Genomic DNA, 20,546 nt, shown 5'->3' on the forward strand with positions numbered 1-20,546 from the left:
GCCGACGAGGACCGATGCGGCAGCGCCCACGAGGGTTTGCGGGGCGTCGATGCGGTGAACACGCGAGGACATGACGGCTTCCAACGGATTCCACGACGACGCGGCCTCCCCGGGGCCGACCGGTCCGCGCCGGACCGCGCGGCCCCACGAAAGGGTGCCGCGGAGCCTGACGCTGCTGCCCGCCCCACTGGCCGAAGGGACGCGGGGCGTCACCCAGGCCGTACTCGGCAGCCTCCGTCGCAGCCGGCGGCGGTGGACGGGGCTCCGGGCCCGAGAGACCGGGGCTGTCATCGTCGCTGCGGGCGCTGCCGCGGTGGCGGCCCGGGTCCGTGCCCGCCGTCGGCGGGCGGTCGCACCGCGCGGGTGACCGCTCGCCCGCCTGCCGCGGGCGCGCCACCTGGATGCCGCCGCGGAGTGGAGCGCGGCGGCATCCGGAGCGTGTTCAGTCCCGACGCGTCCGGTTGCGCGCCCACAGCGGAACGGCGAACCACCACAGCGCGAACCACAGCCCCATGAGGACGACGAGCCACAAGGCAGTGGAGTCGTGGAGGACTATCCGCATGATCAGCAGGAAGGCGCAGCCCGTCGTGCCGTAGAGCAGGACGAGGCCGATCAGGGTCATGCGGGAGGCCCAGGTGACCGTCTGCGGCTTCAGCCGGTGGCCGGCGACGAGCCGGTGGAAGGAGACCGGGCCCACGAGGGCGCCGACGGTGGCCGCCCCCAGGACGACGGTGATCACGTAGATGGTGCGGTCCGCGGTGCTGAGCGTGGCGAAGCGCGGCTGGAAGACGACGGCGAGGAGGAAGCCGAAGAGGATCTGGACGCCGGTCTGCGCCACCCGCAGCTCTTGCAGGAGCTCGTTCCAGCGGCGGTCCGCCCGTTCGTCGACGGTCTCGTCCCGACTGCCCGGCCCTCGCCTTCCGCCCTGGGCGGGCGCGTCTTCCGCGTGGTCCCGGCGGTCACCGGCCCGCTGGTCGTCTGCGTCCATGCAGCGCTCGTGCCCGGCCGGGCCGGGGTTCATGTCCGGCTGCCGCGCTTGTCCCCCGCTCAGGTGCGCAGGAGGAGGAGCGCGATGTCGTCGGTGTTGCGGGCGGCCGGGCCGGAGCCGCCGAGGACGGCCTCGACGAGGTCGTCGAGACTCCTCCCTGCGTTCTCGGCGAGGACCGATACGAGCACGTCCGTACCCCGCTCCGCGTCGACACCCGCGGCGGTGGGCTTCTCGACCAGACCGTCCGTGTAGAACGCGAGCAGCGTCCCCGGGGCCAGGTCCAGGCGGGTGACCGGGCAGGGGGCGTGGACGCCGACGCCGAGCAGAGGGGCGGGGTCGAGCTCCACGCGACGCGGCAAGGCGCCTGGAGCGTGGACCAGCGGGGGCGGGTGTCCCGCGCTGGCCAGGGTGGCCAGCCCGCTGGCGAGGTCGATGTGGGCGTACAGGCAGGAGGCGAGGAGGTCGGTGTCGAGGCCTTCCAAGAGGCGGGCCGTGCGGGTGAGGACCTCGTCGGGCGGGGCGCCCGCCGTTGCCCGGATCGCGGTGCGGAGCTGCCCCATCAGGGCGGCCGCTGCGACGTTGTGGCCCTGTACGTCTCCGATGACGGCGGCGACGGTGGTGGCATCCAGGACGATGACGTCGTAGAAGTCGCCGCCGATCTCCATGCCGCGGCCGGCCGGCAGGTAGCGGGCCGCGATCTCGAGGCCGGGGACGGCGGGCAGGCTGTGCGGGAGGAGTGCCTGCTGGAGGCCGTGTGCGAGGTCGTGGGCGGTGTCGTACAGGCGGGCTCGGTCCAGTGCCTGGGCGATCAGGCCGGCCAGCGAGGTGAGGACGGCGCGTTCGTCCGCGGTGAAGGCGTGCGGCTGGTCGTAGGAGAGGATGCAACAGCCGACCGGCCGGCCGGAGATCATCAGGGGCAGGAAGGCCCAGGCCTGTTTCCCGCTCATCAGCGGGGCGCGGGGATGGGCCTCGGCCATTTCGCGCGGGCTGCCGAAGAAGGCCGGGGCGCCGCTGGTCAGCACCTGCCCTGCGGGGGTCAGTTCCGTGTCCAGCGGCAGGCCGTCGAGGCGGTCGATGACGGCCTGGTCGTACCCGTGGTAACCGGTGATCTTCAATCGGCCCGCGTCGGCCGCGGAGAGGACCAGGGCATCGGCTCCGAAGGCGGGCAGGATCTGGTGGGCGACGAGTTCGACGACGTCGCGGACGGCGACGGTCTCGGTCAGGGCGGCCGACAGGTGCAGGAGCTGATAGACCCGTCCTGCCTCGGCGCGCCCGCCCACCCCCGGCCGGGGCCGCTCGGGGGCGGGCGAGTCGGCTTGCTCCGTCCCTGCGGCGCCGTCGGCTACGGTGATGCGGACGCTGATGCCGCTGGCGTCCGGGTACAGCTCGAAGCGCAGACCGCCGCCGTCGGGAGGCCTGCGGGCGGTGAACTCGACCGCGTCCCGGCTGATGACTGCCGTCCGGTAGCGGTCCTCGACCAAAGGGGCGTCGAGCCAGGGCAGGGACTGCCACGGCCGCGTGCCCAGCAGATGCGCGGCGCTGCGCCCGAGCAACTCGGCGGCGGTGCCGTCGAGGAAGGCGATTCGTCCCTCAAGATCCAGTGCAAGGGCACCCTCGGGCAGGCGCTCGGCCCAGTCCGCGGCTGCGTGCGGCCCGTTGCCGCCGTACGGGCGCGGCAGTACGGCCGGGACGACGCGGGGCTGTTCGGGGGCCGCGGGCGGGACGTCGGTTCCCGCCGCGCCCAGAATCCGGGCGAGTCGGCGGGCTTCGGCGGTGATGTGGTGGAGCTCGCGGCGGGTGGCGGCGGCGGGATGGCTGGCGGGCCACAGCAGCAGGAGCGCTCCCCGGGGGCCCGTGCGGCCCGGCAGGGGTACGGCGGCGAGCGCGAATCGGTAGGGCAGGGGCGCGGCAGCCCTGGGGTACGTGTGCGCCAGGTCCTCCTGGGAGCCGACCCACACGAGCCGGTCCTCGCGGACCGCGTCGCCGACGGGGGTGGCGGCGTCCACCGGGATCCGGTACCAGGGGCGGGCTACCTCCTCGGGGAGGCCGCAGAGCACTGCCAGCCCGAGGCTGCGCCCGGGCACGTCCCACAGGTAGACGGCGCCGCCGGATGCCCCGGTGCGCCGGACCGACTCGGCCAGGGCACCGTCCAGCGGTGCGGTGTCTGCGGGCTCGGCGCCGACACCGCCCGTGTGGTCACTGCGCCCGGTCAAGGCCACCTCCCGGACGGATCACCCGACGGATATACCAGGACCATACGCCGGAACAAGGCGGATGCCTTCGACTGCTCCTTGTATGCCGTTGCTCCTTGTATGCCGTGTGCCCGGCCCTCCGCACCGGAAACGGCGGCCCGCGCGGGTGCGTCGCGGGCACGGGAACGGGCAGGCGCAGAACCGTACCGGAAGCGACGTGCGGAGGAGGACGATGAACAAGACCAAGCTCGCCTACCGGCCGATCGGCCTGGCGCTCGGCGCCGCCGGCGGGTTGATCGCCGGGCTGGTGTTCAAGCAGCTGTGGAAGACGGTGGGCGGCACGAGCGATGCGCCCGACGCCATGGACGAGGAACGCTCCTGGTCGGAGATCCTGATCGCCGCCTCCTTGCAAGGGGGCGCTCTTCGCAGCGGTCAAGGCGGCCGTGGAGCGGGCCGGGGCCACTGGCGTCCGCCGCCTGACCGGGACCTGGCCCGCGTGAGGCGTGGGGACTTTCCCGTGTGCGCAGCCGTGGCGGCGGTGAATCAGGTTAGGCGCCCGGGGAGCGAGAGGAGATCGCCATGCCACGTGGTTCCTCCCCGAAGCGGGAGCGACAGTACGAGCACGTCAAGGAGTCCGCCGAACAGCGCGGCGAGTCGACGGAGCGCGCCAAGGAGATCGCCGCCCGGACGGTGAACATGGAACGCGCCCAGGCCGGGGAGTCCAAGACGGCAAGCAGGTCGTCCGTCCAGGACATGCCCGCGTCGAAGCGCGGCGGCCAACGCTCCCACAGCGGCTCCCAGGGGCCCACGAAGGACCAGCTGTACGACGAGGCCAAGCAGCGCAACATCAAGGGGCGCTCGCAGACGGACAAGGCCGAGCTGAAGCGCGCTCTGGGCCACTGACGACTTCGGGCGCCCGGGACGTACGGCGCGACAGTTCCGTCCACGCCCACCAGTGATACCGGCCGGACGCGTTCAGCCGGCCGGTATCGCGGAGAACGGGCTGTCGTCGAGGCGGGCCAGGAGGTCGGCCGGGTCCCGGTAGACGGCGGCGGCCCCCGCGTCCTCCAGGTCAGCGCGGGGGATCCCCCCGCACAGCAGGCCGACGGCGGTCACACCGGCCCGGACGGCGGCCTTCATGTCCCATACGGTGTCACCGACGAACACCGCGCGCCCGGACGGCGTCCCGGCCAGTTCGAGGGCGTGGTGAAGGGGGTCGGGCGCGGGCTTGCCCTGCTCCACGTCGTCGGAGGTGGCGGTGTCGGTGATGGCGTCCTCGGCGTCGATGGCCCGGCGCAGGGCCCCCAGTTCACTGTCCTTCGCGGAGGTGACGAGCAGCACCTTCCAGCCGGCCCGCGAAAGCGTCCGCAGCAGGCCGGCCGCCGAGTCCAGGGCGGGGAGCCGGTCGAAGTAGGTGGCGTACAGGGTGTCGTGGGCGGCGCTCAGCCGGTCGTCGCCCGAGCGGTCGCGGTCCTCTCCGAGGAGGTGGTCGAGGAGGTCCTCGCCGGGCAGGCCGATCGCCCGGTGGATGTCGTGCGTGGCCACCCGGTGCCCGGACTGGCGCAGCGCCTCCCACCAGGAGGTGACGTGGAGGTGGTTGGTGTCCGTGAGGGTGCCGTCGACGTCGAAGAGTGCGGCGCGGTTCATGGCGGCTCCTCAGAGGGTGGCGAGCGCGGGCAGCAGTCTGGCCTCGGCCCAGTCGAGAAAGGGCTCCTGGTGGCCGCCGCCGATCTGGACGAGCGCGACCTCGGTGAACCCGGCCTCCGCGTAGGTGCGTACGGCCTCTACGAAGGTGTCCACGTCGTCGCCGCAGGGGAAGGCCTCGGCGACGTCCTGCGGACGGGTGTGCTGCGAGGCCTGCTCGAAGCCGGCGGGGCCGGGGAGTTCGGCATTGACCTTCCAGCCGCCGAGGGCCCAGCGGAACTGGTCGTGGGCGCGTTCGACGGCCGCGTCGCGATCGGCGTCGTAGCAGACGGGGAGCTGTCCGACGCGGGGCTTGCCGGCGCCGCCGAGCGCGTCGAACCGCCGTAGGAGTTCCGCCTTCGGTTCGGTGGCGATCACGAGGTCGGCGTGCCGGCCGGCGAGGGCGCAGGAGCGGGGTCCGGAGACGGCTATCCCGATCGGGGGCGGCTCGTCGGGGACGTCCCAAAGGCGGGCGTTCTCGACGTCGAAGTGGGCGCCGTGATGGCTCACGTACGCACCGGTGAACATCCGCCGGATGATCTCGACGGCTTCCTCCAGCATCTCCAGGCGTACGTGGGCGGCGGCCCAGCCGGCGCCGACGATGTGCTCGTTCAGGTTCTCGCCGGAGCCGAGCCCCAGCCGGAACCGGCCCTGGGACAGGATCTGCATCGTCGCCGCCTTCTGCGCAACGACCGCGGGGTGGTAACGGAACGTCGGGCAGGTCACGTACGTCATGAGCGGGATCCGGGAGGTGGCCTGCGCGGCCGCCCCCAGAACGCTCCACGCGTAGGGCGCGTGCCCCTGTGATCCCAGCCAGGGGAAGGAGTGGTCGGAGATGACGGAGAAGCCGAACCCCGCCCTCTCCGCTCCCACCACGTGGGACACCAGCTCACGCGGGCCGGCCTGCTCGGTCAGCATCGTGTATCCGATTCGCACCATGTGCGGCGTCTTGCCACGTTCGCGCTGCTGAAACCCCGCCCACCCCGGAGCCTTGTACGCCCGGGCCCGCCCTGCGCGCGCAGGGGGCCCGGGGCGGCGAAGGGGTCAGCCGCGGCCCATGTCGTCCGGGTCGACGGGCATGCCGGGGGTTCCGCCCAAGGGGGTGCGTCCGGGCGGCATCGGCATCTCGCGCGGCGCGGCGCCGCCGAGCGGTCCGGTCCCGGGGGAGGGATCCGCGCCCGCGTCCGCGGGGGCGATCCGCCCGCGCCAGCCGCCGCTCTCCTGGCCGCGCTCCTCGATGAAGCCCTTGAACCGCTTGAGGTCACCCTTGACCCGCCGGTCGAGCACCCCGAGCGTGTCCCCGGCCTTCTCCGCCATGCCCTGGGGCTCGAAGTCCATCGCCAGGCTGACCCGGGTATGGGCGTCGTCGAGGCGTTGGAACGTCACGACCCCCTTCTGCCGCACGTCACCGCTCACCGAGCGCCACGAGATCCGCTCATCGGGCAGCTGGTCCACGATCTCCGTGTCGAATTCACGTTCGGCACCCGCCACTTTAGTCCGCCAGTGACAGTGACTGTCGTCGATCTGTCGGACCTCCTCCACGCCTTCCATGAAGCGCGGGAACTCCTCGAACTGCGTCCACTGGTTGTAGACGCTGCCCACGGGAACGTCGATGTCGATGGTTTCCTTCACCATGCTCACGGGGTGTCTCCTCCCTGGGATCGGGCCGGCCGCTCGCCGACCAGACAGCGCCTTCCCGGCACGCACCGCTTCAATCCCCGCGCCCGCCAGGGCCGGAACCGGCGAACCCGGCGAACATCCGTGTGTGGGCGTGTGCACCGCTTCCGGTACGGGGTAGGCGCGGCGCATGGTCCCTTCACTGCACGTCCGCGCGACACGGCATCCGGGCCCGCCCTCATGGAGGGCCGCGGCGCCCTCTCCTCAGCCCTGGTCAAGGCCCTGCGCAGCGGCCGGGCGCCCGTCAACGCCCCCGCCGCCGCCCTGCGGGCCGACCCGTGGGGCGAGGACCTGCAACTGCCCTCCACCTCCTGTACGAGCTGCACGACCGGGGTTTCGACGGCGTCGCCGACGACCTCGAATGGGACCCGGACCTGCTCCGGCCGCGCCAAGCCTTGGAGACCCGATTCCTCCACGCGCTGCGCGAGCCGACGCCCCCGCGAACGGCGTGGCGCCCAGCCGCTCGCGGTGGTGCGGGGCGAGCCAGCCGGAGGGATCCGGCCCCACCGGTACGATCCCGGTCGGGTTGATGCCGCTGTGCACGCGGTAGTAGCGGCGTTTGATGTGGTCGAAGTCCACCGTGTCCCCGGATCCGGGCGTCTGGAAGAGGTCCCGGGCGTACGCCCACAGGACCGGTCCTACGGCCCCTTCGGAACCGTCCTCGTCGTCCAGTCCTGGCTCGTCGGCGTCGGCGTGGTCGTATTCGGCGGTGCGCTCGTCGGCAGGCTGCTGCACGACGAGTTGCTGCGCCGCGCGAGCCCCGCGGACCGGGACGGCTGAGGTCGGCCCGCACCTACCCGGGCCGGCCCCGTGCCGCGGCTGCGGTGGCGGGCGCGGCCCGGCGCTGTTTGGCTTGGGGGGCCCACACTTCCCTCACACCCGAGGACTGGTCATGAGCAAAGACAGCGGGCCGAGCGAACGGGCCCGGGAGATGCGCGACAAGGCCCAGGAGTTGGAGCAGGCGGCCCAGCACGCGACGGATCCCGCGGAGCGGCAGCGGCTGAAGGACAAAGCCCTGCGCATCCGTGAGAAGAGCGAGCAGCTCTACGGCCGGGGCAGCGGGACCATGGACCCCATGTCGGCCAGGCGGTGCGCTGGGGGGCGGCCGCGGCCGTCATTCCGTTTCGTCGGGCTCGTGGGTCATGGCCCGCTCCTGCCGCCGCCTCAGCTCCTCGGGGGTCCTGCCGGGCACCGGCTTGCTGGCCTCGGGGTGTACCGGGTCCGGGCCGGGGTGCTCCTGCACCTGCTCCTCGCGGCCGATGCCGGGCTCCTGGCGCTTGTGTTCCATACCCTTCATGACAGCTGCTCCTCACGCGTTTCGTTGGACGGAGCTCCCCGCCGGCCCGGGCGGGCGGGGAGTGAGCTGGTAGACGGCGTACGCCCGGTCGATGACGGGCATGGCCACGTTACGGACCCGGACCCCGCCGGCCGTGATCCCGTGTTCGGTGCCCAGGTGGGCGTGTCCGTGGACGGCGAGGTCGGCACCTATCTCGTCGATGGCCTCGGCCAGGAGGTAGCTGCCGAGGAACGGGTGGATCTCGGGCGGCTCGCCGACCAGGGTGTCCGGGACCGGCGAGTAGTGGGTCAGGGCGATCCGCAGTGCGGTGCCGGCTTGCGCCAGGTCGGTGAGCGCGCGGCGCAGCCCCTCGGCACACGTACGGGAGTGCCGCATGAAGGCCTTCATCTCGGGTTCGCCGAAGTCGCTGGCGCAGCGACCGGCGTACCCTCCGCCGAATCCCTTGGCCCCAGCCACCCCCACGGTGGTACCGCAGAGGTCGAGTACGGCCGCTTCCCCTTCGAGGACGGTGACCCCGGCCGCGGCGAGAACGGCGGCGACTTCCTGCGGCCGGTCGCCGTGGTGGTCGTGGTTGCCGAGGACGGCCATGACGGGCACGGCCAGGCCGACGACCTCACCGGCGACGACGGCGGCCTCCTGCGGGGTGCCATGGCGGGTGAGGTCACCGGCGAGGAGGAGCAGGTCGGCGTGGTCGCCGAGGGTCTCGAAGGCGGGTCGCAGGGACCCCTCGCTGCCCGGTGCCAGGTGGATGTCGCCCACCGCCGCCACACGGATCACGGCAGTTCCTCCTCACGGTCGGGCGGGCGTGCGCTGACGACGGTCAGGTCGTGGCGCCACGCCAGCGGGTGCAGGGCCTCCGCGGCCATCCGCAGGACAGTCTCGCGGCAGCCCGGGCTGGAGACCGGTCCCCAGACGACGACCGCGTGGCCGCGCAGCTCGACGCGGACCCCGAGTTCGGCGATGTCCTCGTGCGCGAGCCGGTCACGAAGGTGTTGGGCCCGGTACTCGGGCAGCGTGGGATTGTGCGTCGTCGTCATGACGGGCCTGCTTTCGGGGCTCGATCACGCACAGGCGTTCGAGGAGGTAGAGGAAGGCGTCGGGCAGGGGCTGGTCGCGGTGGCGGCGGTCGAGGAGCCCCCAGTCGATGCGTTCACGGAGCATGCGGGCCATGGGGAGCAGCTCGGCGAAGTCGCAGTAGTGCTCACACAGTGCGGTCAGGCGGCTGTCCATGAGGTCGGTCGGGGCGAGGACCGGCATGTGTACGGAGTCCACGGCGCGGACGTCCGAGCGCTGGAGGAGTTCCCGGGCGACGGGCCTGCCGGCGAGGTCCAGGATGAGGTCGATCTCCTCGTCGCCGTCGCGGGCCTTGATCAACCAGTCCTCGGGGGCGTCGACGACGGTGATGCCCGCGTCGGCCAGCGCGGCCACGGCGGCCGTGGCGTCCTCCCGGCAGAGGCAGAAGTCCGTGTCGTGCCGGAAACCGGCCGGCAGACCATGGGCGAACGCGGCGACGCTCCCGGCGAGCGCGAAGGGCACCCCGGCTTCCTTCAGGAGCGCGCCGACCCGTTTGGTGGTCTCCAGGATGGCCTGCGTGTGGTCGCGTGGCAGGCCGCCGGATCCGCTCACGGCTCACCTCCCCGGAGGGGCGGCTTCCCGGCCGGCGCCCGCTCCCGCTGCCGCGGGGGCCAGGGGCGGGGTGTCGGCGCCGGCTCCCCTGTGGAGGCCTTCGAAGAACTCGCCGACGGCGTGGGTGGCTGTGGCCGACGGTGCCCAGTCCAGCTCCTCGCGGGCGCGCCCGGCGTCGAGCAGGGGCAGTCGCAGCACGGCGTCGAGGAGTCCGGGGGCGGCGGGTACGAGGTGCATGCGCCAGGCCGCGGCGAGTGCGGCGCGGGCGGCGCCCGCGGGGAGCGGCACCGTACGGGTGTGCAGGATGGCTGCGATGGCGGCGGTGTCCAGCACGGGGTCGGCCACCAGGTTGAACGGGCCGTGGACCGGACGTACGACGGCTGCCCGGTAGGCCTCGGCGGCGTCGTCGGTGTGCAGGGCCTGGAAACGCAGGCCGGACACGGCGGGGAGCGCGGGCAGCAGCCCCGGCCGGATCAGGCGCCACGGCAGGAGCGGGCCGGCGAAGATCCGGCGCTGTTCGCTCGCCGACTCCTCCTTGAAGAGGAACGCCGGTCGCATCCGCACCAGCCGGATGTCGGGGTGGGCGAGCTGGAAGCCGTCGAGGTAGCGCTCCAGGTAGGCCTTCTCGCGGGTGTATGCGGCGCCCGGCCAGCCGTGGGTGGGCCAGGACTCGTCGACGGGGCGCCCGTCGGCGGGGCCCGGTGAGTACGCGCCGACCGACGAGGCATGCACCAGGACCCGCACCCCGGCCCGGGCGCAGGCCTCGAAGACCCTGATGCTTCCCAGCACGTTGGTCCGCCAGGTGACGACGGGGTCGTGCGTGGGCTGGAACTTCCAGGCGAGGTGGACGACGGCGTCCGCGCCCGCGAAGAGCTCGGTCAGCCCTTCGTGGCCGGGGTCGACGTCCGCCGCGGCCCAGCGCACGCCCGGGATGCGGAGGTCCGGCAGCCGGCGGGCGATGCCGAGCACGTCGGTGACCGTGCGGTCGGCGGCCAGGGCCCGCACCACACTGGTGCCCGCATTGCCGGTGGCTCCGGTGACGACGACCCTCATGACGCCCACCGCGCCCTTCCCGGCAGGCCGTGGCGGGATGATCTTCCATGGGCGCGGGCCGGGGCAGGGGCCGGGGTGGTGAAGGTCCGCCGCGCGGCCTCCACCCGCAAGGCCTCCAGTACGGACGCCTGCCGCCCCGCGCGGGCCAGGAGCCTGTCGACGGCGGCCAGGTCCAGGCGCGAGTCGGTGACCGCGAGGACCCTGAGCGACCGCCACATGGACGCCTTCCCCTCGACCCCGAGACGCATGACTTCCAGTTCGAGGACGTCGCTCAGGGGTGAGCGCTTCACCAGTCGGCCGTTGAGTTTGAGCCTGGCCGCCTTCTCCGCCAGCCGGCCCGCGGCGACCCTGGGCCACTGCGCGGGCACGTCGAGAGCGGTCATGAACTCGCGCAGGCTCTCCCGGTCCTCGGCGATCTCCTCGGCGAGCTCGGCCAGGGGCGGCCCCCCGGGCGTACCGCGATGGGTCCGGGCCATGCGGCGGATCAGGGAGACACCGCTGCCGGCGCCCGCGAGGTGGTCGTTGAGATAGACCGCCACGAGGCGCTGCGGGTCCGGAGGGGACGCGGTGCGGGATCGTGCTCCTGAGGGGGTGCGGGTGGGCTGGGCGTTCATGGCATGTCCGATCCGCTAGGTGGCCGGCAGGCGGTTGAAGAACGACCGGTACTGCTGCAGCGCGAGGCGCTGCTCCCGTGCGCGAAGCTCCTGGTCGGCGACCATGCGCCCGCCTTCCGCTTCGACCGCGAGGGCGATCAGTACGAGTGCCGACGGGACGACGCTCGCGACGAGCGTGCTCGTTGACAGGGGCCTCCACTTCGGGGGCCGTTTTCCGGGTCTCTGGGTTCGGTAGGCGCGTGCCCGCGGTTACCCGGCACAAACCCCGGGGTCCCTGCCGACGGCATGAACACGGGGATGACGGGCAGGCGCCCGACCATGACTGACGACCGGCCGGCCGGGCGAGACGGGTCCGCGCCATGACGGACGACGACACGAGGCTGAAGGCGATCGCGGCGCTGGTGGGCTTGCGCGGCGGCGTCGGAGCGGAGTACATCTCCGAGCTGCTCGGCGAGGTGACCCCGGACCGGTTCACGGTGCCCGTCGAGGCGGACGCGGCTGAGATCGGCCTGTCCGTGCTGCAACAGGTCTCGGGACCCGTCAATTCGCTGATCAACGGCTTCATCCTGGCGTTCGAGGTGGTGGCGGACGCCTACGAGGAGACGGATCCCGAGACGTCCATCGAGGAGATCCTGCAGGCCCTGGCCCTGCGCATCGCGACCGAGCCGGACTGAGGGGCGGCACGACACGGGGTGCCCTCCGGCACAGGGGCACGTCGGCACAGGGGCACGTCGGATGGGCAGGCGGCCGGTCACGGACGATGCCGCCGCCGTCGGGGCGAGCGGCGTCCGTGACACCAGACGAAGGGAAGGAGCAGGAAATGAGCGAGCACGAGCGGCGGCCTGAGGTGACGACCCCGCCTTCCAAGGCACCCGGAGAGAGCGGAGACCGCGAGGCGCCCCGCGAGGCGGAGGAAGCCGTGGTCCCCAGCCGGGGCGACGGCGACTGCGACGTGCGGGCAAGCGGGACCGGTCCGGGCACTGACTCCGAAGAGACCGTCCCCTCTCCCGCGAACCGGGCCTCCAGCCCGGCGTAGACCCCGAGGACCTCCCACGCCCTCACCCGCCAGCCCCACGCCAAACTCCACCACGTCATGCGCGACGAGGACGGCCGGATCGTCGAAGCTGGCGGCGAAGGCGACGGCCTCGACCAGGAGGACGAAGCCGAGACCGCGGCAGAGTCGCCACTGCTGCACTTCTCCAGCCCACGCGACGCCGCCACCACCATCACCGCCTTCCTCCGCGCCCGCGTTTACTGACCCCGGCTTGCATCTCGGAGGCGAGGTACACGCCACCGGCCAGGGGCATCTGACGCCCTGCCACGAGAAGCAGCCGTTGTGAAATGAGCTGCTTCAGCCAGTCGCCATGGGCCGGCCTCCACCGATCCGCCTCTTCCAGTGATGCCGTGTAAGTCACTGTGACCATGAACCTGTCCGAACCGTAGTGTCGGCCCGGGGCGTGTCCGTTACCGTCTCGGTCCTGCTGTGGCGTACAGCACGGTGCCGGTCGCCAGCAGGGCCCACGCGGTCGCGGCGGACGCCGTCGTGGCGGGGGAAATGATCATCCAGCTGCCCACCTCTCCCGCGATGCCGGGCGGAACCGGGACGAGGAGGGTGAACGCGAGCCAGCCGGTCGGCAGGGTCCATGCGAACGGTGCCCCGCACAGCACCGCCCCCAGCGCGGCCAGGCCGACCAGGCCCGCGCTGTCCCGGACGACGAGCGCCGCCGGGGCGAGCTTCGGCCCCGCCGCCTGGACCGCCAGCAGCGCCGCCCCGGCGACCGCGCCGATCAGCAGCACGTGCGCCGCCCGCCGGGGCATCCACCGGATCGCGGCCGTCCGGTCCAGCGCGGCATCCTGCCCGCCGAGCCCGACGGAAGCGGCCGCCACGTTCGTGGTGAGGACCAGGACCGCGATCCCCAGGTCCGCCCGGCCCTTGCCGCTGCCCTGGTTGAGGGCCCACACCGCCAGCGCGACGAGCGTGACCGCGGCGGCCGAGGTGGGCACCTGCCGTGAACGCGCGTACAGCATCAGCCATCTCATGGGGACGCCTCCCCCGTCAGCGCCGCGAGCTCGTTCTTGCAGGAGAGTGCGGCGGCATGCGCCTGGGCGATCCGCGTGCGCTGCTCGGCCCGCGGCAGGGCCGTCAGCTCCTCCCAGGCGACTTGGGCCTTCGCCCATGCACGCTGCGAGTACTCGTCGGCGTCCGGCTTCTGCAGCGGTTCGAGCTGGTGATCGCCGAGGGCCCAGCTCGCGGCGATGCTCTGTGCGGGAATGTCGACCAGCCCCCAGCCTTCCCGAACGGTACGTGGTTCGCAGTTCGGTGCGAGGCCCTGGGCGACCAGGAGACGGGTCATTTCCGCCCCCGCCGCATGGGCGATCAGCGGGTCGTCGAAGTCGATCAGCACCACGTCGCCGGTGAGCTGGCGCTCGTCGCCGAGCGCGCGCAGCGCGGTCTCCTCGCGCACCGAGGTCGGCGCCTGGTCGCCCAAGGCGTCGTGCAGCAGGCGCAGCGCCTCCTTGCCGCGCGGCGCGAGTTCGGGCAGGTGCGAGCGGTTCGCCTGCGTCACGCACACCGGGCCGTCGCAGACCAGGGTGGCGGCGGCCTTGTCGACGACGTAGGTGTCACGCGCAGCGGCCGGGAGGATCAGCAGGGCCAGGGCCGCGCCGACCAGGACGGGGACCACCGCGAGCAGCCGGGCCCGGCGGGTCGCGGCCACCAGCAGTGCGAAGCCGGTGGCGAGCAGGCCGAGCAGCCAGAGCGTCTGGCCGAGGTCCACGGCACCGGACAGGGTCAGCAGCATCTCCCGCGGCACGTCCGTCACGGGGGACAGTTGGGCGAGCCGGTTCGGCGCGATGCCCGACGGCAGTTCCCCGTCTGTCGTCTGCCGCAGCAGGACGGTCATCATCAGGAAGAGCAGCACCAGGAGCGGCGGGGTGAGCATGGAGGGCAGGGCCCGTGCGACGCCCATGCCGAACACGGCCCCCGCGACCAGGGCCAGCGCCGCCACCAGCGAGATCGGCAGCCAACCGAGGGGCAGGTAGGTGGCGCTACCGAGCGCCACCTGGACCGCGCCCCAGAGGACGAGCAGACCGAAGGCCGCCGCCAACGAGATCGCGGTCGCACCGGCCGGCATCGCCGCCCGGCGCCAGGCCGGCAGCGGCGTGGTCGTCAGTAGTTCGGTCATCCGCGAGCGGGAGTCGCGCAGCCCGTGCAGCGCCCCGAGGCCCACCGCGATCGGCCACCCGTAGGCAAGCATGCAGCGGGTGGTCAGCGCCATCGACGTCCACTGGGCCGTCCACGCCGCGGTGCCGTACCACCACAGTCCGTTGATCAGATAGAGGAACGCCAGGCTGCCTCCCAGGATCACAAGGCCGGCCCACGGGGCGGCGGAGCGTTTCAGCTCGATCCCCAGCACGCGCCCGCTCACCAGGTACCGCCCTGCGACTCGTTGGTGCGGAGCAGCGCCGAGTAGCCGCGCTCCAGGGGACTGTCGCCCGGGTACCCGGGGCCGCCCGCCGCGGCCAGGTCCTCCGGCGTGCCCTGGAAGACGAGGTGGCCGTCGGCGAAGAGCACCACGTCGGAGCAGGCGGCCGCGACATCCTCGACCAGGTGGGTGGAGACGATCACACAAGTGTCGCGGCCCAGTTCCTGCAGTAGCTCGCGGAAGCGCAGCCGCTGCGCCGGGTCCAGGCCGGCCGTCGGCTCGTCCAGCAGCAGCACCGCGGGGTCGTTGACGATGGCCTGGGCGATGCCGGCGCGCCGCACCATGCCTCCGGACAGGGTCTTCATCCGATGGTCGGCGCGGTCCGCCAGGCCCACCCGCTCCACGGCCCGCTGGACGGCCGCGGGGATGTCCGCTTTGGGAACCTCTTTCAGCCAGGCCAGGTACTCGACGAACTCGCGCACCGTGAAGCGCTTGTAGTAGCCGAACTCCTGCGGCAGGTATCCGATCCGGCGGCGCAGCGCCTGGTGGTCACCCATCCCGCTCACGGAGTCGCCGAGCAGCTCCAGTTCGCCCGCGGCGGGGCGCAGCACGGTGGCCAGGGCCCGGATCAGGGTGGTCTTGCCCGCTCCGTTGGGCCCCAGCAGGCCGTGGACGCCGGTGCCGAGCGAGAGGTCGAGCCCGTCGACCGCCATCTTCTTGCGTCCGGCCCGCACCTTCAGGCCGGTGGCCCGGATCTCCCAGGCGTAGGTCTTCGGCGCGGTGGCAGCCGCGCTCGTGGTGGATGTCATGCGGTGGTCCCTTTCGAGGTCGAGCAAGGTTTCACAGCGCTGAGTACGCGCGCCTGCGGGCGATCACGGCGCCGATGCCGAGCGCGAGAAGCACTCCCCACACGGGCATTTGGTCCGGCCGCAGGACGATGGGGACGCGGCCGGTGCCCCAGGCGGGTGCCGCGATGACGATGCCCCACGCGACCACCAGCCCGGCGGCGGCGCGGGTCACGCCGACCACGCTGCCCAATGCCAGGGCTGTGGAGGTGAAGGCCAGCGAGGGCAGCAACCACTGAGCGGCCGTCATGGCTCCGGTCAGCCAGCCCTCCACCAAGAGCGCGGGCAGCACCACGGCGAGTGCCGAGATGGTGCGCCGGAGCAGCAGGGGCAGACCGGCCCGGGGTGTGGAGGCTGTCAGTTCGTGCGCCGGGTCCAGGCTGCGCGACCACGCCGCGGCGACAGCGCACAGCGGCAGGACGGGCGCGATCAGCAGCGCGGGCGAGGCGGCGCCGGCGACCGCCGGCGCGCCGGCCGCCGCCAGCAGCAGCGCCAGCAGGGTCACGGTGACGGTCATGGCCAGCCACGGGACCATGACCGGGGTCGTCCAGGCCGGCACCCACCTCGGGCGGTACCGCCGCGAGGGCGCCCTGACGGCTGCGTCCAGCTGCGGCGCCAGCCCGGCCCGGACGGTGTCGACGAGCACGGCGATGCCGGGCGCCTCGGTGGCCACGGAGGCCGACAGGCGGCTGCGGCACATCGCGCACGTCTCCATATGGGACTCCAGCGCCCACAGCGTGTCCGCGGCGATCTCCGTGTCACCCCGTGCGTAGTCGTCGATCACCCGCATCCACGCATGTGACGAATGTTCCGCGCTCATGCCAGCGCCTCCCGCATCGCGATCCGGGCCCGGCGGGCGCGGGTCTTAACCGTGCCTTCGGGCAGTCTGAGCAGGACGGCGGTCTCCCGGACGGAGAGCCCGTCCAGCACCATGGCCTGCAGTACCTGGCGAAGTTCCGGCGCCAGTTGCCGCAGCGCGTCACCGACGTCGCCGGCCACGGCCTTGGCGAGCGCCTCGTCCTCCGCCGCGGGAACCAACGCACGCTCGGCGGCGGCGACCGGCGGTTCGGCGTGGTGGGCCCGGCGCCGGAACGCGTCGACCAGGCGGCGCGCCGCGATCGTCCACAGCCACCCGACGGCCGTCCCACCGACCGCACTCCCGGCAAACGCGCCGGCCGCGCGCCACACCGCCAGATAGGTCTCCTGCATGACCTCGGCGACGATCTGCTCGTCCGCGCAGCGGCGGCGCAGCCGCACCGCCAGCCACGGCGACGTACGCCGGTACAACTCGTCGAACGCCCCGCGGTTACCTCTGGCCACCAGCCGGAGGAGGCTTTCCTCGTCCAGCTCTTCCAGTGCTCTCCTGCGTGATCTCACACCAGCCAGACGGCCGCTGCGCCGCGCAAGTTCTGCATCTGCCGTGATCTGCGTCACGGTGTCACGTGCGGAGGATTGCGATCCCCCGAAACCTGGCCGCCGGCTTCGTCCCGGCGCTGTCCCCGGCCTGTCCGGCGGTCAGGACCAGCGCGAGCGGACGGCGCCTGCGGTCCGCGGCGAGATGAATCTTGCTGGTGAGGCCGCCCCGGGACCTGCCGAGCAAGGCTTCCTTCAGGCGGAGCTTGCGTCCGCGTCGGATGCGCCGGCGCTCTGCCTGTCCGTTCCTTCCCTCCGGTCCGCCCCCTTTTGCCGAGCCTCTTCCTGCTCCTGCTCGGCTTCTTCCAGGGCCTTCACGAGGTGCTTGCTGACGCGCATCCCCGCCGCGTCATGATGGGCGCGGACCGTTGTGGAATCCACGCTGACCAGCGACAAGTCCGTTCTGCCCACCCGGGCTCCCTCGGCGATCAGACCTTCCAGCAGCTCGGTGAAAACACCGGCGTCCCGCCAGACGCGAAACCGTCCGTAGACGGGGGCCCACGGGCCGAACTCGGCAGGCATCTCCCGCCACTGGGCACTGGGCACTGGGCACTGGACCGGAACCGCCAGATCACACCCTCGAACTGCTACCGCAACCGCTCCGGGTACGGACCGTACCTACCGATCGGCAGGTACGGCTCGATCAACTTCCACTGGGCAATGGTGAGTTGCCTGCGTGTTACGACCACAGCCCTACTGGATTCCACCCCTCGAACATGACAGAACCCAAGAATGACCACGGCATCACACAGGCCCTGGAACTGGGACACGACCGGCTCGCCATCACCCTGAGGGTCCCCGTCCGGGCCTTCAGGAGAGGATCTCGATGTAGCCGTCGGTTCCGTGGACGCGGATCCGCTGGCCGTCCCGGATGAGACGGGTGGCCCGGTCCACGCCCACGACGGCGGGCAGCCCGTACTCTCGGGCGATCACCGCTCCGTGCGTCATCAGACCGCCCACCTCCGTCACCAGGCCGGCGATCCCGACGAACAGCGGCGACCAGCTGGGGTCCGTGAAGGGCGTGACCAGGATGTCGCCCGCTTCGAGATCGGCCTGTGCGATGTCGAGGACCACGCGGGCCCGTCCCTCGACCGTCCCGGCGGAAACCGGTACTCCGATCAGGGCGCCGGCCGGGGCGTCGTCGCGCCGGTACGACCCGGTGAGTGCCTCGCCGTCCGAGGTGAGGACCCGGGGCGGGGTGAGCGCGTGATAGGCGCGGAACGCTTCCTTGCGCTGCTCGACGAGCTGGTCGTCCACCCGGTTCGAGCGCACCACGTCGTGGAGTTCTTGGAACGTGAGGTAGAAGGCGTCCTCCGCCGTGGAGAGGACGCCGGCCCGTACGAGGCGGTCGGCTTCCTTCAACAGGGCCTGCTTGTAGAGGAAGTAGCGGCTGATGATGGCGTACTTCGGGTACTCCCGGTACCCGATGAAGGTCCTGACCCGGTCGATCATCCCCTGCGTCTCGGCGGCCTTGCGGTCCCCGTCGGGCAGGGCGCGCAGGCGCGACAGCACGTCCTGCTCCATTTGCCGGGCCTTGTGACGCCCCTGCTCGAAACGCTGCTCGGCTGCGCCCGGCTCGAAGTTCCGTACGTTGTCGAGGATCGCGGGCAAGAGCGTGGCCGGGCTCTCGCGCCAACGCGGCCTCGTGATGTCGATCTCGCCGACGCAGCGCATGCCGTAGCGGTCGAGGTACTCCTCAATGGCGCCGCGCGCTTCGGTCCCGCCCGGAAACTTGGGCAGTTCGTCCAGGAAGGCCTGGCCGTGGGCGTCCTGGTCCTTGACGTCCTGGAGGAACGCCACCACCTCGGGCAGCGGGCGGATCACGTCCGCGACGTCGAGCAGCGCCAGCCCCATCTCCGACGTGATGTTGTCGGGGGCGGACAGGGTGAGCGTGTCGGCCGCGTTCTTCTCGCCGAGCCATTCGAGCAGCTTGTCGTTGAGCCACCATGTGGCCTCCATCCCCGCCATGATCGCCTGGATGCTCAGCGGATCACTGAGGACCTGCCGGTGCTCCTCGAAGGCCTCTTGCAGGAGGTACTCGAACAGCGCGGGACCGGTCTTCTCCCGGAGGCCGTGCTCCAGGGCGGAGATGGATGCCCGGCTGCGCTCGATCAGCCCGCTGACGACGGCCGTATCGGTGGCGATGGGGGTGGGCGCGCCACCGCCACTGCTGCTGCCACGGCCGGCCCCGCCGGGAGCGGGGTCCGGGAGGGACGGTACGAAATCGTCCCGGTCGAGGACGGTCTGCAGAGCGTCCTTGATCAGCGGATCGCCCTTCTCCATGGCGTCCAGCAGGGCGGCGCGGCTCGCGGGTGCGGCCAAGCGCCGGGTGACGTCGACGAACAGCCGCCCGCCGGCCTCGTGCATCGGGACCATGGCCGTGAGCTGCCACATGGAGAAGCCCAAGGGCTTCATGGGGTCGGTCATCATCTGCCCGTGGCCAACGGAGACGTAGACGTGATTCTCCTGGTCGCCACCGTCGGCGGGGACGGGGACGGGGAACAGCGTGGTGATCGGCCGGCTCTGGACGACCTGGAACTCATCGCCGACCAGGCACCACTCGATGTCCTGCGGGCAGCCGAAGTGCGCTTCGATACGCCGCCCGAGCTGCGCGAGCCGTACGGCCTGCGCATCGGTCAGCGCAGGCTCCTCCTGCCGCTGGGCGTCGATCGCCACTTCCCGCGTACCGCCGGTCGGCAGGGCGTGAACGGCCATCTGTTTGCCAGCGATCGTCCTGGCGACGACCTCGCCGTCCCGCACCTTGAAGACGTCCGGGTTCACCAGGCCGGAGACCAGGGCCTCACCGAGGCCGAATCCGGCGTCCACCGTGGAGACCTTCCGGTGGCCCGTGACGGGATCGGCCGTGAACAGGATGCCGGAGGCATCCGGGAAGACCATCCGCTGTACCACCACGGCCATGCGGACCGTCCGGTGGTCGATGCCGTTGCGCCGGCGGTAGGTCACGGCCCGCTCGGTGAACAGCGAGGCCCAGCACCGGCTGACGTGCCGAAGGATCTCCGCCGGCCCCACCACGTTCAGGTACGTGTCCTGCTGCCCGGCGAACGAGGCCGTCGGCAGGTCCTCCGCCGTCGCGCTGGACCGGACGGCGTAGGCGGCATCCTCCTCGGACCGGGAGAATACGCGGGTGATCGCCGTCGCGATGTCGACGGGGATGGCGATGTCCTCGATGGTGCGGCGGACCTGCGCGCTGAGCGTGCGGACTGCCTCGCGGTCGTCAGGGTTCACGCGCGACAGCTCATCGAGCGGGTCGTCGAGCGACGGTGCTTGCGCCATGACCTGCCGGAAGGCGTCGGTCGTCACGCAGAAGCCGTCCGGGACGCGGATGCCTTCGATCCGCGACAGCCCGCCAAGATGCGCGGCCTTGCCGCCGACGAGGGCGCCCTGCGACGCATCGATTTCCCGGAGGCCCAGCACGTACTGATCAGTCACTGCGTTCCCTAACCCTTGCCCAATACCCGGTACAGCGGATGATTCTGCGCCTTACCCGGGGCCTTGCGGCAAGCCCCCTCACGCGCTATAAGTTGAAAGTGGCAAGGAGATCTCTCTCCTTGCCTTTGTATTTCCTGAGGCGGTGGACGCTGCACGGGCCCGATCGAATCACGCGGAAGCCCGTGTTCACGGCCCCGGAGTCCACCTGCGAGTGATCGCGTCCGGGCGTCGGCCAATGGGGGTCGCGGCACGTGTCCTCCGGTACTCCTTCACGGCCGCACGG

General features: G+C 72.2%; 20 protein-coding genes and 6 pseudogenes. 7 read left to right on the forward strand and 19 right to left on the reverse strand.

Annotated elements, in window-relative coordinates; all coding sequences use genetic code 11:
* Positions 1-442: 442 nt before the first annotated feature.
* Together OG429_RS01620 and OG429_RS01625 are read right to left on the reverse strand one after the other, a co-directional pair.
* On the reverse strand, positions 443-988 hold the full coding sequence (locus tag OG429_RS01620; RefSeq protein ID WP_328923464.1) for a DUF6328 family protein: 546 nt from the start codon (positions 986-988) through the stop codon (positions 443-445).
* Positions 989-1,047: 59 nt separating this feature from the next.
* Positions 1,048-3,201: a SpoIIE family protein phosphatase gene (locus tag OG429_RS01625; RefSeq protein WP_328923465.1), complete on the reverse strand. Its 2,154-nt coding sequence runs from the start codon at positions 3,199-3,201 to the stop codon at positions 1,048-1,050.
* A gap of 211 nt (positions 3,202-3,412) precedes the next feature.
* Here OG429_RS01625 and OG429_RS01630 point away from each other — a divergent pair.
* Both OG429_RS01630 and OG429_RS01635 read left to right on the forward strand, forming a co-directional pair.
* A pseudogene (locus OG429_RS01630) lies at positions 3,413-3,680 on the forward strand (DUF4235 domain-containing protein).
* 79 nt (positions 3,681-3,759) lie between these two features.
* On the forward strand, positions 3,760-4,083 hold the full coding sequence (locus OG429_RS01635) for a plasmid stabilization protein (RefSeq protein WP_328923466.1): 324 nt from the start codon (positions 3,760-3,762) through the stop codon (positions 4,081-4,083).
* Positions 4,084-4,155: 72 nt separating this feature from the next.
* Here the strand turns inward: OG429_RS01635 and OG429_RS01640 are convergent, their stop codons facing one another.
* The 4 genes and pseudogenes from OG429_RS01640 to OG429_RS01655 form a co-directional block, all read right to left on the reverse strand.
* Complete coding sequence (locus OG429_RS01640) at positions 4,156-4,827, reverse strand: HAD family hydrolase (protein ID WP_328923467.1); 672 nt, start codon at positions 4,825-4,827, stop codon at positions 4,156-4,158.
* Between the two features lie 9 nt (positions 4,828-4,836).
* Positions 4,837-5,802: an LLM class F420-dependent oxidoreductase gene (locus OG429_RS01645; RefSeq protein ID WP_328923468.1), complete on the reverse strand. Its 966-nt coding sequence runs from the start codon at positions 5,800-5,802 to the stop codon at positions 4,837-4,839.
* Between the two features lie 240 nt (positions 5,803-6,042).
* A pseudogene (locus OG429_RS01650) lies at positions 6,043-6,504 on the reverse strand (SRPBCC family protein); the annotation flags it as partial.
* A 477-nt stretch (positions 6,505-6,981) separates the two neighbouring features.
* Positions 6,982-7,176: pseudogene (locus OG429_RS01655) on the reverse strand (glutathione S-transferase family protein); the annotation flags it as partial.
* Between OG429_RS01655 and OG429_RS01660 the strand changes: the two are divergent.
* Positions 7,177-7,320: pseudogene (locus tag OG429_RS01660) on the forward strand (ribonuclease BN); the annotation flags it as partial. It lies immediately after the preceding pseudogene.
* 112 nt (positions 7,321-7,432) lie between these two features.
* Positions 7,433-7,606 (forward strand): annotated as a pseudogene (locus OG429_RS01665) (DUF6381 family protein); the annotation flags it as partial.
* 48 nt (positions 7,607-7,654) lie between these two features.
* Here the strand turns inward: OG429_RS01665 and OG429_RS01670 are convergent.
* From OG429_RS01670 to OG429_RS01695, 6 genes are read right to left on the reverse strand one after another with little or no spacing between them, the layout of a single operon-like run.
* The gene (locus OG429_RS01670) at positions 7,655-7,837 is read right to left on the reverse strand and encodes a hypothetical protein (protein ID WP_328923469.1); all 183 of its coding nucleotides are present in this window, start codon (positions 7,835-7,837) and stop codon (positions 7,655-7,657) included.
* 12 nt (positions 7,838-7,849) lie between these two features.
* The gene (locus OG429_RS01675) at positions 7,850-8,614 is read right to left on the reverse strand and encodes a metallophosphoesterase family protein (protein ID WP_328923470.1); all 765 of its coding nucleotides are present in this window, start codon (positions 8,612-8,614) and stop codon (positions 7,850-7,852) included.
* The gene (locus tag OG429_RS01680) at positions 8,611-8,874 is read right to left on the reverse strand and encodes a hypothetical protein (protein WP_328923471.1); all 264 of its coding nucleotides are present in this window, start codon (positions 8,872-8,874) and stop codon (positions 8,611-8,613) included. Before OG429_RS01680 ends, OG429_RS01675 begins: the two co-directional genes overlap by 4 nt.
* Complete coding sequence (locus tag OG429_RS01685; RefSeq protein WP_328923472.1) at positions 8,819-9,463, reverse strand: hypothetical protein; 645 nt, start codon at positions 9,461-9,463, stop codon at positions 8,819-8,821. The genes OG429_RS01680 and OG429_RS01685 overlap by 56 nt, the downstream gene beginning before the upstream one ends.
* A gap of 3 nt (positions 9,464-9,466) precedes the next feature.
* Positions 9,467-10,516: an NAD-dependent epimerase/dehydratase family protein gene (locus OG429_RS01690; RefSeq protein WP_328923473.1), complete on the reverse strand. Its 1,050-nt coding sequence runs from the start codon at positions 10,514-10,516 to the stop codon at positions 9,467-9,469.
* Positions 10,513-11,130, reverse strand: a complete 618-nt coding sequence (locus tag OG429_RS01695; protein WP_328923474.1) for a hypothetical protein — start codon at positions 11,128-11,130, stop codon at positions 10,513-10,515. The genes OG429_RS01690 and OG429_RS01695 overlap by 4 nt, the downstream gene beginning before the upstream one ends.
* Before the next feature lie 359 nt (positions 11,131-11,489).
* On the opposite strand from OG429_RS01695, the gene OG429_RS01700 reads away from it, so the two are divergent.
* The 3 genes from OG429_RS01700 (at position 11,490) to OG429_RS01710 (ending at position 12,388) form a co-directional block, all read left to right on the forward strand.
* Positions 11,490-11,804 carry a hypothetical protein gene (locus tag OG429_RS01700; RefSeq protein WP_328923475.1) on the forward strand — a complete coding sequence of 105 codons (315 nt, stop codon included), beginning with the start codon at positions 11,490-11,492 and terminating at the stop codon, positions 11,802-11,804.
* A 146-nt stretch (positions 11,805-11,950) separates the two neighbouring features.
* Complete coding sequence (locus OG429_RS01705) at positions 11,951-12,166, forward strand: hypothetical protein (protein ID WP_328923476.1); 216 nt, start codon at positions 11,951-11,953, stop codon at positions 12,164-12,166.
* Positions 12,167-12,223: 57 nt separating this feature from the next.
* Positions 12,224-12,388, forward strand: a complete 165-nt coding sequence (locus OG429_RS01710; RefSeq protein WP_405680657.1) for a hypothetical protein — start codon at positions 12,224-12,226, stop codon at positions 12,386-12,388.
* 206 nt (positions 12,389-12,594) lie between these two features.
* On the opposite strand, the gene OG429_RS01715 is transcribed toward OG429_RS01710, so the two are convergent.
* The 7 genes and pseudogenes from OG429_RS01715 to rph all read right to left on the reverse strand — a co-directional run bounded on the left by OG429_RS01715 (position 12,595) and on the right by rph (position 20,263).
* Positions 12,595-13,170, reverse strand: coding sequence for a hypothetical protein (locus tag OG429_RS01715; RefSeq protein WP_328923477.1), 576 nt, complete (start codon positions 13,168-13,170; stop codon positions 12,595-12,597).
* Entirely contained in the window at positions 13,167-14,558 is a 1,392-nt protein-coding gene (locus OG429_RS01720) for a hypothetical protein (protein WP_328923478.1), read from the reverse strand. Before OG429_RS01720 ends, OG429_RS01715 begins: the two co-directional genes overlap by 4 nt.
* Positions 14,555-15,364, reverse strand: a complete 810-nt coding sequence (locus OG429_RS01725; RefSeq protein WP_328923479.1) for an ABC transporter ATP-binding protein — start codon at positions 15,362-15,364, stop codon at positions 14,555-14,557. Before OG429_RS01725 ends, OG429_RS01720 begins: the two co-directional genes overlap by 4 nt.
* Before the next feature lie 31 nt (positions 15,365-15,395).
* Positions 15,396-16,220: a zf-HC2 domain-containing protein gene (locus tag OG429_RS01730; RefSeq protein WP_328923480.1), complete on the reverse strand. Its 825-nt coding sequence runs from the start codon at positions 16,218-16,220 to the stop codon at positions 15,396-15,398.
* Positions 16,217-16,720 (reverse strand): RNA polymerase sigma factor, encoded by a 504-nt coding sequence (locus OG429_RS01735; RefSeq protein ID WP_405680655.1) that lies wholly within the window; start codon positions 16,718-16,720, stop codon positions 16,217-16,219. The genes OG429_RS01730 and OG429_RS01735 overlap by 4 nt, the downstream gene beginning before the upstream one ends.
* A gap of 172 nt (positions 16,721-16,892) precedes the next feature.
* Positions 16,893-17,502 (reverse strand): annotated as a pseudogene (locus OG429_RS01740) (transposase); the annotation flags it as partial.
* 121 nt (positions 17,503-17,623) lie between these two features.
* Positions 17,624-20,263 (reverse strand): rifamycin-inactivating phosphotransferase, encoded by a 2,640-nt coding sequence (rph, locus tag OG429_RS01745; RefSeq protein ID WP_328923481.1) that lies wholly within the window; start codon positions 20,261-20,263, stop codon positions 17,624-17,626.
* Between the last annotated feature and the right edge of the window lie 283 nt (positions 20,264-20,546).

It is taken from the genome of Streptomyces sp. NBC_00190, assembly GCF_036203305.1.
Lineage (GTDB): Bacteria > Actinomycetota > Actinomycetes > Streptomycetales > Streptomycetaceae > Streptomyces.

Bases quoted from the DNA above. Each gene is read 5' to 3' on its own strand.
- OG429_RS01645 (WP_328923468.1), bottom strand. From the start codon at position 5,802: ATGGTGCGAATCGGATACACGATGCTGACCGAGCAGGCCGGCCCGCGT.
- OG429_RS01620 (WP_328923464.1), bottom strand. From the start codon at position 988: ATGGACGCAGACGACCAGCGGGCCGGTGACCGCCGGGACCACGCGGAA.
- OG429_RS01700 (WP_328923475.1), top strand. From the start codon at position 11,490: ATGACGGACGACGACACGAGGCTGAAGGCGATCGCGGCGCTGGTGGGC.
- OG429_RS01725 (WP_328923479.1), bottom strand. From the start codon at position 15,364: ATGACATCCACCACGAGCGCGGCTGCCACCGCGCCGAAGACCTACGCC.
- OG429_RS01695 (WP_328923474.1), bottom strand. From the start codon at position 11,130: ATGAACGCCCAGCCCACCCGCACCCCCTCAGGAGCACGATCCCGCACC.
- OG429_RS01730 (WP_328923480.1), bottom strand. From the start codon at position 16,220: ATGAGCGCGGAACATTCGTCACATGCGTGGATGCGGGTGATCGACGAC.
- OG429_RS01690 (WP_328923473.1), bottom strand. From the start codon at position 10,516: ATGAGGGTCGTCGTCACCGGAGCCACCGGCAATGCGGGCACCAGTGTG.
- OG429_RS01680 (WP_328923471.1), bottom strand. From the start codon at position 8,874: ATGACGACGACGCACAATCCCACGCTGCCCGAGTACCGGGCCCAACAC.
- OG429_RS01705 (WP_328923476.1), top strand. From the start codon at position 11,951: ATGAGCGAGCACGAGCGGCGGCCTGAGGTGACGACCCCGCCTTCCAAG.
- OG429_RS01710 (WP_405680657.1), top strand. From the start codon at position 12,224: ATGCGCGACGAGGACGGCCGGATCGTCGAAGCTGGCGGCGAAGGCGAC.
- OG429_RS01670 (WP_328923469.1), bottom strand. From the start codon at position 7,837: ATGAAGGGTATGGAACACAAGCGCCAGGAGCCCGGCATCGGCCGCGAG.
- OG429_RS01640 (WP_328923467.1), bottom strand. From the start codon at position 4,827: ATGAACCGCGCCGCACTCTTCGACGTCGACGGCACCCTCACGGACACC.
- OG429_RS01715 (WP_328923477.1), bottom strand. From the start codon at position 13,170: ATGAGATGGCTGATGCTGTACGCGCGTTCACGGCAGGTGCCCACCTCG.
- OG429_RS01635 (WP_328923466.1), top strand. From the start codon at position 3,760: ATGCCACGTGGTTCCTCCCCGAAGCGGGAGCGACAGTACGAGCACGTC.